9 protein-coding genes are annotated in these 10,466 nt (G+C 64.5%); all 9 read right to left on the bottom strand.

Annotation, left to right across the window (positions count from 1 at the left end; translation table 11 throughout):
- A partial coding sequence (locus HY852_RS26800) for a phosphoribosylaminoimidazolesuccinocarboxamide synthase (protein WP_291607978.1) occupies positions 1–147 on the bottom strand: 147 nt, incomplete at its 3' end.
- Positions 148–212: 65 nt separating this feature from the next.
- Positions 213–1,130 carry a pirin family protein gene (locus HY852_RS26795; RefSeq protein ID WP_291607975.1) on the bottom strand — a complete coding sequence of 306 codons (918 nt, stop codon included), beginning with the start codon at positions 1,128–1,130 and terminating at the stop codon, positions 213–215.
- A 138-nt stretch (positions 1,131–1,268) separates the two neighbouring features.
- Positions 1,269–2,639, bottom strand: a complete 1,371-nt coding sequence (locus HY852_RS26790; protein WP_291607973.1) for an MmgE/PrpD family protein — start codon at positions 2,637–2,639, stop codon at positions 1,269–1,271.
- 177 nt (positions 2,640–2,816) lie between these two features.
- Positions 2,817–3,317: a DUF2867 domain-containing protein gene (locus HY852_RS26785; RefSeq protein WP_291607971.1), complete on the bottom strand. Its 501-nt coding sequence runs from the start codon at positions 3,315–3,317 to the stop codon at positions 2,817–2,819.
- Positions 3,314–4,720 carry an MATE family efflux transporter gene (locus tag HY852_RS26780; protein WP_291607970.1) on the bottom strand — a complete coding sequence of 469 codons (1,407 nt, stop codon included), beginning with the start codon at positions 4,718–4,720 and terminating at the stop codon, positions 3,314–3,316. Before HY852_RS26780 ends, HY852_RS26785 begins: the two co-directional genes overlap by 4 nt.
- Before the next feature lie 114 nt (positions 4,721–4,834).
- The gene (murA, locus tag HY852_RS26775; RefSeq protein ID WP_291607969.1) at positions 4,835–6,127 is read right to left on the bottom strand and encodes a UDP-N-acetylglucosamine 1-carboxyvinyltransferase; all 1,293 of its coding nucleotides are present in this window, start codon (positions 6,125–6,127) and stop codon (positions 4,835–4,837) included.
- Positions 6,128–6,359: 232 nt separating this feature from the next.
- A complete protein-coding gene (locus tag HY852_RS26770) occupies positions 6,360–6,812 on the bottom strand; it encodes a hypothetical protein (protein WP_291607976.1) in 453 nt (150 codons plus the stop codon).
- A 165-nt stretch (positions 6,813–6,977) separates the two neighbouring features.
- Positions 6,978–9,413, bottom strand: a complete 2,436-nt coding sequence (gene gyrB, locus HY852_RS26765) for a DNA topoisomerase (ATP-hydrolyzing) subunit B (protein ID WP_291607967.1) — start codon at positions 9,411–9,413, stop codon at positions 6,978–6,980.
- A 275-nt stretch (positions 9,414–9,688) separates the two neighbouring features.
- A partial coding sequence (locus HY852_RS26760) for an AAA family ATPase (protein WP_291607966.1) occupies positions 9,689–10,466 on the bottom strand: 778 nt, incomplete at its 5' end.

Raw genomic sequence — 10,466 nt, 5'->3', positions numbered from 1 at the left:
GATGGACACGGCCATGACGACGTCGAAGGCGCTGACGCGATCGGTCGCAACGAGCAGCACGCGGTCGTCGCCGGCCGCATAGATATCGCGCACCTTGCCGCGTCCGATGCGGGGCAGGGGCAGGTCGCTGGCAAGCATGGTGGTCATCGGAAAAGACCCTCGGGCAGGGGAATCGTCGCGCGCCGGCGCGAGACGGCAACAAGCCAGATAGCCTACTCCGGCAGCGGAATGAACTCGTGTTCTTGCGGAATCGGGCCAAAGCGGCCGGTTTTCCAGTCCTGTTTGGCCTGCTCGATCCGTTCGTTGCTGGAAGAAACGAAATTCCACCAGATATGGCGCGGGCCCTCCAGCGCGTCTCCGCCCAGGAACATCATTCGCGTCGGCTGGAGCGCCTTGACCGTGATGCGGTCGCCGGGCCGGAAGATCAACAGGCGCGGCCCCTCGTAGCGCTGGTTGGCAATCTCGACCTCGCCGTCGACCAGGTAGATCGCGCGCTCCTCGTGATCGGGGTCGAGTGGCACGCTGGCGCCCTGCGCGGTCGTGACTTCGGTGTAGAACCACGGCGAGACCATCGTCACCGGCGAGCAGATGCCGAACGAGGCGCCTGCTATGACACGCGCGGTGAAATCACCTTCGGAGATCATGGGCAGGTCGCCGGCGGCGTAGTGCTGGAACGACGGCGCGATCTCCTCCTTGCCCGCGGGCAGCGCGATCCAGCTCTGCAGGCCCAGCATCTTTTGCCCCGCCTGCCGCTGCGCGTCGGGCGTCCGCTCCGAATGCGCAATGCCGCGGCCGGCGGTCATCAGGTTCATCGCGCCCGGCTGGATCTCCTGGATGTTGCCCTCGCTGTCGCGGTGCATGATGCTGCCGTCGAACAGGTAGGTGACGGTCGCGAGCCCGATATGCGGATGCGGGCGAACGTCCATGCCCTTGCCGGACATGAACTGCACCGGTCCGAAATGGTCGAAGAAGATGAAGGGCCCCACCATCTGCCGTCTGCCATGCGGCAGCGCACGGCGCACCTCAAAGCCGTCGCCGAGATCACGGGTTCGCGGCACGATAATCAGCTCAAGCGCGTCGCAGGAAGCAGGATCGCCGAGCACCGGGTCGTTGGAAGGAAGCCAGCTCATGGGATGCTCCTTGCTGTTGCGGCAAGCATAGCAGGAGTTGCTGGCCGATGCCCCCCGGCTCGGCCTTGTCGCGGCGAAGGAACCGGTTCCGCCAAGTCGAGGCGGCAAGGGTCTCCGCTTGAAGGTGATCGCTGCGCGCTATTGCCGGCCGAGTTGGATCGCCGTTTCAACCCGGTCAAAGCGCTCGAGTGACAGGATCGCGTTCGCAAGCTCGTCCGCGCGGCCGTTCAGCACCGGGCGGGCGAGCGTCAGGAACTTCTGCTGCATCGCCTGTGCGTCCGGGAAGGAGGTGGGCTCGCCCGACGGGTCGGCATAGAGGCGCTCGTGCACACCCTCGGCCGTCTCGATGCTGACGCGCGCCCCGAACGGATGGCTGCGGCCGACCTCAAGGCGATCGTCCTGCACGACCTCGAACTTGTCGGCGATCGCATCGATGGCCGGATCGCCCAGCCGGTCGTAATCGTCCCAGCCGAAGCTGCCCTGGTCGAGCGCGATCGCACCGGTGAAGAACATCGAGAACTGTCCGCCGACGATCGACCTCGGGTGCCGCTTGGTCGCGGCATCGCCGGTCAGCGTAATGCCGTTGCGATGCAGGCCGATCTCGACGCGCTTGATCTGGTCCGGCGTCAGATTGTGCTCGCGTCGCATCGCGATCAAGGCATCGATGGCGGCATGGGTGTAGCGGCAGCTCGGATAGGGCTTGATGCCGATCTTCATGGTCTCATAGGTCTTGCCGAGTCCGGCAACGGCCTTGAAGGGATGCGGGTCGTCGCTGTAGCCGACGAGCAAGCCGTGCTTGCCTTCGATCGACTCGGTCGAGCCGATGAAGCCGTTGCGCGCCAGCGTGGCGGCGATGACGCCGTTCATCGCGGCCGCGCCGACCTGGTAGCGCTTGTTCCAGGAGCCGTTAATGAGAAATTGCAGTGAACCTGCGGCCTGGCTGCCGGAAACGCCGAACGCGGAAATGGTCTGCGCCTCCGAAAGTCCGAACAGCCTTGCGGCGGCGGCTGCTGCGCCAAAGGTGCCCGCGGTCGCGGTGGGATGGAAGCCGCGCAAATAGTGCGAAGTGGGATCGAGCGCGTTGCCGAGCCGGCAGCAAACCTCATATCCGGCAACAATCGCGGTCAGCACGTCGCGGCCCGACGCGCCGATCATCTCGCCCACTGCGAATGCGGCCGGCACCACCGGGGCACTCGGATGCAGCGAAGAATCCGCATGCGTGTCGTCGAAATCAAGCGAATGGCCGAGCGCGCCGTTAAGCAGCGCTGCAACTGCCGGCGTCCAGGTCTTGGTGTCGCCAAAAACGGTGGACTCGCCCTTGGTATCAAGCGCTAGCGTTTCCAGCATCTTGAGCAGCGAGGCCGTGGACTCCGCGTCGCGCCGCGCACGAATGGCGCTGCCGAGAAAATCCAGCGTCAGCGCCTTGGCGCGTTCCAATACCTCCTGCGGGATGTCGGCGTACTTCAGATCTGCGACATAGCCGGCGAGGGTTGCGGTTTCGTTAGCCATCGTGTTTCCCCGTTTTGCGGCGCAGGGTAGGCGGGCTGATCTTGCCTTTCAAGCCGCCACTTTGGCGGCGCTCACCCGCCATGCGAAAACTCGCCCGCGCGGGAACGGTCAATGGGAGGACCCCGCATGCTCACCTACTGAAACGCCTGCCGGCTTGCGATGCGCGGCCCCGCGGGTTTACCCGCAGTCGCGGCGAACTACGCCGCAACCTGCCGCAACCTGCCGCAGCATGCTGCGCACGATGCGCCGATGAAACGGCAGGACGAGCGCGAGGTAAGTCCGGCCGAAGGGGTTGTGTGTCAGCACCAGCGTCGTCGCCGTGACCTGCCGGCCACCTTCTATGGGTGCGACGTCGACCACAACCCGGAAATCGAGGTGCACATCGTTGAACCCCGCAACCACGCGCTCTGGCGTCTCGCTCACCACCGGAAACATTCCGATCAGGCCGCCGGGCGAAGGCCCCTGCTCGCCCGACGTTTTCAGCCCGAGCGGGGCAACGATGATGTTGCGTAGTCTCATCAGCGCGCCGATCCAGCGCGGTCCCATGAGCATTCTCTCCGTAGCCTGCCGAGCCGTGAGTGCGTTCGCGCTCGCCACAACACGGTAGGCGTCCATGAACTGCGCGCCGGCAAGCAAGGCGTTCGCATCCACGTTGGGGAAGACTTCACGCACGGTCATGCGGAGACAATTCTGTTCGTCAGGATCTGGAAGCGCAGGACAAGAAGGCCGGCATAGATGAAGGTTCCGAGCGACAGCCCGATCCACACGCCAATCGCGCCGAGGTCTGCCTGAAACGCGAGCAGCCAGGCGGTCGGAAAGCCTACCGCCCAATAGCCGACGATGGCGAATAGCAGCGTCATTCGGGTGTCGTTGATGCCGCGCAGTGCCCCGCCCATGATGGTCTGGATGCCGTCGGCGATGAAGAAGGTTGCCCCGACCAGAAGCAGGGTCGCCGTGAGGTCGATCGTAGCCTGGCTCGTGCCGTCGGCAGCGCCGAAGAACAGGCCCGCCAGCGCGAACCGCTCGAGAACGACGAGCAGCGTCAAGGCGCTCACGAGCGCGATGCCGAGCAGCGCCGCGACCAGCCCCGCGCGTTTGATCCCGGCGACATCATTGCGGCCGAACGCGTGTCCGACCCGCACCGTCGCCGCCATGCCGATGCCAAGCGGGACCATGAAGAGAACTGCGGTGACCTGCAGCGCCACCTGATGGGCGGCCACGGCCGTCGTACTGATCAGCCCCATCAGCAGGGCGGCCGAGGAGAACAGGCCGTACTCCATCAGCAAGGCAAACGAGATCGGGACGCCGATGGCGATGAGCTGACGCATCAGGGGCCAGTCGATCCGCCACAGATGCGCCAGCAGGTGATAGGCTGCGAACGGCCTGGCGAAGGCCACCACCCAAAGGGCCGCGAGGAAGGTGGCGAAATTGACGATCGTCGTGGCCAGCCCCGCACCGAACATGCCGAGCTGCGGCAGCCCAAAGACGCCGTGGATCAAAAGATAGACCAGCAGCGCATTGGCCGGGATCGCGGCGAAAGTGATCCAGAGGGCGGGCTGTGGCCGGTTCACCGCCCCCATCACACCGCGCAGCGCGATGAAGCCGAGCGCTGGGACGATGCCCCAGGCGAGGCCTTCGAGATACCGCTGGGCCAGGGCGGCGGAAGCCGGCGTCTGGCCCAGCGCGAGCAGGATATGCTCGCCGTAGAGCGGAGAAGCCATCATCGGCAGTGAAATGAACAGCACAACCCAGAGGCCGACGCGCAGTACGCGTCGCAGCCGTCCGGGGTCGCCGGCGCCATAGGCCTGCGCCGCCAGTGGTGCCACGGCTGCGGCCAGTCCCAGGCCGACGGTGAAGCAGACGAAATAAACCGTGTGCGCGAGTGCGGCGGCGGCGACCGCGCCCTCGCCGAGCCGGCCGATCAAGGCGAGGTCGGTGGTCATCATCGCGATCTGGCCGAGCTGGGTCAGCATCATCGGCACCGCGAGCTTGAGCGTCTCGGCGAGTTCTTCGGCAAGGTGATTGGTATGCGCGGCCGGGTGCGCCCGGAGCGGGCGCTCCGCGTTTTGAAGGCTGGTCATGGGCGCGACCATATCACTGCGGCGCGTCGAAATGGCGACAGCAGCTAAAGTATCAGGAAAGCAGACATCCCGTTCGCGGCCGCTTCCCAGCTCCGGCACGGGGATGCAAGATAGTTACGCCCGTTCGGGAACGCGCGCGATCCTGGCGCCGAGCGCATTGAGCCGCTCCTCGATGCGCTCGTAGCCGCGCTCGATCTGGTCGGCATTGTTGATGGTCGATGTGCCCTCGGCGCAAACAGCGGCGAGCAGCATCGCCATACCGGCGCGGATATCAGGCGAACTCATGGCGGAGCCGCGCAACCGGCTGGGGCCGGCGACGATCGCCCGGTGCGGGTCGCACAGGACGATACGCGCGCCCATCGTAATCAGCTTGTCGACGAAGAACATCCGCGATTCGAACATCTTCTCGAACATCAGGATGACGCCGTCGCACTGGCTCGCGGTCACGATCGCAATGGACATCAGGTCGGCCGGAAAGGCCGGCCAGGGCTGGTCCTCCAGTTTCGGCACGTGACCGCCGAAGTCATCCTGGATCTTCATGGTCTGGCTGGAAGGCACGATCAGGTCGTCGCCCTCGACTCGGCAGACGATACCGAGCCGCTCGAAACCCATACGGATCGAGCGCAAATGCTCCACGCCCGCGCGCACAATGCGCAGCGGCGAGCGCGTCACCGCCGCCAGGCCGATCAGCGAGCCGACCTCGATGTGGTCGGGCTGGATGAAATAATTCGCCGAGCCCAATGTTGCCGGCCCGTGCACGACCATGGTGTTGGTGCCGATGCCTTCGATACTGGCGCCGAGCGCGGTGAGGAAATGGGCGAGATCCTGCACATGCGGCTCGGAGGCGACGTTGCGCAGATGCGTGACGCCGTTGGCGGCCACTGCCGCGATGAGCGCGTTCTCGGTCGCCGTCACGCTCGGCTCGTCGAGGAAGACGTCGGCGGCGGTCAGGCGCGGGCAGCGGAATTCCAGCCGGTCGGTGGCGCTGACCTTGGCTCCCAGCTGCTCCAGCGCCAGAACGTGGGTATCCAGGCGGCGCCGGCCGATGACGTCGCCACCGGGCGGCGGCAGCATCACCTCGCCGCAGCGGGCGAGTAGGGGGCCGGCGAGCAGGATGGACGCGCGAATGCGCGCGCACAGTTCGGGATCGAGATCGGCGGCACGGATCTGCTTGGCGTGGATCAAGAGGGTGTTGCGTTCGCGCCATTCCGCCGATGCGCCGACCGAGCGGACCAGTTCCACCAGGGTCTCGGTATCGCGGATGCGCGGCACGTTTGTCAGCGTGACGGGATGCTCGGTAAGCAGCGCGGCCGCGATGATCGGAAGCGCCGAGTTCTTGTTGCCGGAGGGCTCGATCGAGCCCGAGAGCCGCTGGCCGCCCTCGACGATGTATTGAATGGGCGCCACGCTGGTTCCCGCTGTCCTGGCTGCGTTATGTCGCTACGGAAGCGGAAACTATAGGGGATTGGGCTCGATTTCAATTTGCGCTTGCCTCTTCACAGGTCGGTCTCGCGGAAAGTCGAGGTGCCACGGCTAACTCGATCACCCACTGTATCGGGCGGTAAGCCCGACGGGCTCGGATAGCCTCATCACTTCTGGTTAAGCCGGGACAAGGCAGACAGGGCGCGGCGTCGCTAGTTCAAAACAAATCGATGAATTGCAATACTGCGTAGATGATCGCGATCAAGATCAACGCGCCAATCAGGATGAACGAAAACTCAAAGGCGATGGCGCCGACGCCGAGCACGGCAGACACACCAGCAAGGAGCTTCTCTTCGTGGAAGATGCGCGAGACAACGGCCAGTGTGATGGCTAGCAGGCCTAGAGAGAGCGCGGCGATCGAAAGACCGTCGCTCCAGCGATGTCCAAGCGACTTTTCGGGTCGCGGCGCCTGGTATTCGACGCCCTTCGCGCGTGCGACCAGACGCTCCTTCACCCGGTGCCCGGTATCGACAATCACCTGATCGACTGGCGGCGGCGGAAACATCACCGGCAGCACCCAGTGCGGCAGAACGGCCGCTACCAACGCCAGAAGACCGACGATGCTTCCAATCGTGCCAAGCCGGCGTGATGGCAAAACAGAACTTGTCATCGAATGACGTTCCCGACCGCAATACGCGTGAAATTCACGCACTTGGTCGGCGCGGCGGGCGACAAGGTTCAGCGGTGCTCTGCACCTTCCGTTTCGATGAACAAGAAGTAATGTCCGCGAAATGCTTTCTGGCGAGCTGGTGCGGCCCCCGATTTGGAGTTCGCCCTAGATGTCGATGTTGGCGGTAAGCGAATGCTCCTGGATGAAATCGCGGCGCGGCTCGACCACGTCGCCCATCAGCTTGGAGAAGATGTCGTCGGCCTCGTCGACCTCCTTCACCTTGACCTGCAACAGCGAGCGCACGTTCGTATCCAGCGTCGTCTGCCAGAGCTGCTCGGGGTTCATCTCGCCGAGGCCTTTATAGCGCTGCAGCGTGGTGCCCTTGCGGCCGGCATTGGTGACCGCCTCGAACAGGTCGATGGGTCCGTGAATCGTGTCCTCGGAATCCTTGCGGCGCAGCTTGCCAGCCCGATCATAGACCGTTTGAAGCTTGGGCGTATACTCGTCGAGCTTGCGGGCCTCGGCCGAGCTAAGGAACGCGTCGTCGATGACGGCCACCTCCTTCACCCCGCGCACGGTACGCTCGAACACGAAACCTTGCCCCTCGACGAATTGTCCGATCCAGCCGCGCTCCACTTCATCGGCGAGTTCATCCAGCCGGTGGGCAATGTATTCGGCTGCGAGCCTGGCCGTCTCGGGATCACCGAAAATCTGCTTGCCCAGCAAGCCGGCTATGGCAGCCTGTTCCATGACCTTCCGGTTATAGCGGCTGTGCATGTTACGCAGCACGGCGCGGATGATGCGGGCGTCATTGACCAGCGTGCGCAGGTCAAGACCCTTGCGCTCCTCGCCGGTGCTCGTCTCGAACACGCAGTCGTTGAGCCCGGCTTCGATCAGATAATCCTCCAGCGCTCGCTCGTCCTTCAGATACTGCTCGGACTTGCCGCGCGAGACCTTATAGAGCGGCGGCTGAGCAATGTAGAGATAGCCGCCGTCGATGATCTCGCGCATCTGGCGATAGAAGAACGTCAGCAGCAGCGTACGGATGTGGGCGCCGTCAACGTCGGCGTCCGTCATGACGATGATCTTGTGGTAGCGCAGCTTGTCGATGGAGAAATCGTCGCTAATGCCGGTGCCGAGTGCCGTGATCAGCGTGCCGATCTGCTCGCTCCCCAGCATTTTGTCAGGACGGACGCGCTCGACGTTAAGTATCTTGCCGCGCAGCGGCAGCACCGCCTGGAACTCGCGGTTGCGGCCCTGCTTGGCGCTGCCGCCTGCGGAGTCGCCCTCGACGATGAAGATCTCGGACTTGGCGGGATCCTTTTCCTGGCAGTCGGCGAGCTTGCCCGGCAGCGAAGAGATCGAGAGCGGGCTCTTGCGCGTCAGCTCGCGCGCCTTCCGCGCCGCTTCGCGGGCCGCCGCCGCCTGGATCACTTTGCCGACGATGATCTTGGCCTCGGACGGGTGTTCCTCGAACCAGGCCGACAGCGCCTCGTTGATCACGTTCTCGACCGCGGGACGGACTTCAGATGAAACCAGCTTGTCCTTGGTCTGGGAGGAGAACTTGGGATCAGGCACCTTGACCGACAGCACCGCTGTGAGGCCTTCGCGGCAGTCGTCGCCGGTCAGCGCGATTCTTTCCTTTTTGGCGTGCGCGTCGGCATAGCCGTTGACCTGGCGCGTCAGCGCGCCGCGGAAGCCCGCCAGGTGCGTGCCGCCGTCCCGCTGCGGGATATTGTTGGTGAAGCACAGGACGTTCTCGTGGTAGCTGTCGTTCCACCACAGCGCCGCCTCGACTCCGATGCCGTTCATCTCCGAGCGCACCATGATCGGTGCCGGCACCAGCGCCGTCTTGTTGCGGTCGAGATACTTGACGAATTCCTCGACGCCGCCGGAATAGTGCATCTCCTCGCGCTTCTCGACGGCATGGCGCATGTCCGAGAGGATGATGTTGACGCCGGAATTGAGGAAGGCGAGCTCGCGCAGGCGATGCTCCAGCGTCGCGAAATCATACTCGATGTTCTTGAAGGTCTCGCTGGATGCGAGGAACGTCACCTCGGTGCCGCGCCTGCCGTTCGCCTCGCCGACGACCTTGAGCGGCGCCACGGCCTCGCCGTGGACGAACTCGACCAAATGCTCCTTGCCGTCGCGCCATACCCGCAGCTGCAGCTTGCTCGACAGCGCATTGACCACGGAGACGCCGACGCCGTGCAGTCCGCCGGACACCTTGTAGGAGTTCTGGTCGAATTTTCCGCCGGCATGGAGCTGGGTCATGATGACCTCGGCGGCCGAAATCCCCTCGCCCTTGTGGATGTCGACCGGAACGCCGCGACCGTCGTCGCGCACGGTGACGGAATTGTCGGGATTGAGGATGACTTCGACGCGGGTCGCATAGCCCGCGAGGGCTTCGTCAATGGCGTTGTCGACGACCTCGTACACCATGTGGTGCAGGCCGGAGCCATCATCTGTGTCGCCGATATACATGCCCGGCCGTTTGCGGACAGCATCGAGTCCCTTGAGCACCCGGATCGATTCCGCGCCATAATCGCTCGGGAAAGAGTGCGGAGTTTCGGCAGGGGTCTGCCGGGCAGGTTCTGTCATGAAAGGGGCCTTCGAGAATGTCCGGAATCAGCGGGGCCACAGGGGGGCTGATTCCTGCTATTTGTGCCATGAAAGGCGCAGCGCGCCTAGCGCAAAGTCTGGGGTTGCAACCCTTTGATGAGATAGGATTTTTTAGCTCTATTTCAAGGTGCCGGAAGGCTGATTCGGGGCGCTGCAAAAAGCCTCGTTTGAAGCGGCGATTTCGGCCGCGAGGCGCGGCTGACTCGATCGCTCTCCTGGATCGCTGAGAGACGAAAACTGGGCCTTTAGGTGTGTCATTTGCGCGGCGTGATCCGGCCGTTTTCGACTTCAAAGATCTCCCCGGCGGAGCCGATCTCGCCGAACGCGGCGGGGTCGGCACCGGTCAGCCAGACCTGCGCCCCGAGCGTGGCAAGTTCGCCGAACAGCGCGGCTCGCCGGTTCGGGTCGAGATGGGCGACCACCTCGTCGAGCAGGAGCAGCGGCACGATGCCGGTCATCTCCGCCACGAGAGCGGCATGCGCGAGCACGAGGCCGATCAGGAGCGCCTTTTGCTCTCCAGTGGAAGCGTCGCGCGCCGGCACCTGCTTCGACGCATAGACGACCTTCAGGTCGGTGAGGTGCGGGCCGTCAGTCGTGCGCCCTGCGATGGCGTCGCGCGGCCGGTTTTCGCGCAGGATCTGCCTGTAGCGATCCTCCACTGCGGTCCCGGATTCGGAGAGAAGCGCGTTCTCCATCCAGCCGTCCAGCGAGATTTGCGCGGTCGGAAAATGGGAGGCCTCGCCTCGCCCGCGCAACATTTCGGAAAGCCTCAGCGCCGTCTGGCCGCGCGTTGCCGCCACCGCGACCGCAAGTTCAGCGGTCTCCCGCTCGATCGCATCGCACCAGTGGTCGTCGTAATTGCGAACTTCCAGGAGCCGGTTGCGCGAGCGAAGCGAGCGCTCGAGCGCCGAAACGCGGCTGGAGTGGTCATTGTCGATCGCAAGCACCAACCGGTCGAAGAAGCGCCGTCGCTCCGAGGCCGGTCCAAGGAACAGGCCGTCCATGCCAGGGGTGAGCCACACCGTGCGAATG

It is taken from the genome of Bradyrhizobium sp. (genome assembly GCF_016213215.1).
In the GTDB taxonomy this organism is placed as follows: Bacteria; Pseudomonadota; Alphaproteobacteria; order Rhizobiales; family Xanthobacteraceae; genus Bradyrhizobium.
The sequence above is the reverse complement of the archived record's forward strand: the minus strand, read 5'-3'. Positions and strand labels throughout refer to the sequence as shown.

Bases quoted from the DNA above. Each gene is read 5' to 3' on its own strand.
- HY852_RS26785 (WP_291607971.1), bottom strand. From the start codon at position 3,317: ATGACCGTGCGTGAAGTCTTCCCCAACGTGGATGCGAACGCCTTGCTT.
- HY852_RS26790 (WP_291607973.1), bottom strand. From the start codon at position 2,639: ATGGCTAACGAAACCGCAACCCTCGCCGGCTATGTCGCAGATCTGAAG.
- HY852_RS26795 (WP_291607975.1), bottom strand. From the start codon at position 1,130: ATGAGCTGGCTTCCTTCCAACGACCCGGTGCTCGGCGATCCTGCTTCC.
- gyrB (WP_291607967.1), bottom strand. From the start codon at position 9,413: ATGACAGAACCTGCCCGGCAGACCCCTGCCGAAACTCCGCACTCTTTC.
- HY852_RS26780 (WP_291607970.1), bottom strand. From the start codon at position 4,720: ATGACCAGCCTTCAAAACGCGGAGCGCCCGCTCCGGGCGCACCCGGCC.
- HY852_RS26770 (WP_291607976.1), bottom strand. From the start codon at position 6,812: ATGACAAGTTCTGTTTTGCCATCACGCCGGCTTGGCACGATTGGAAGC.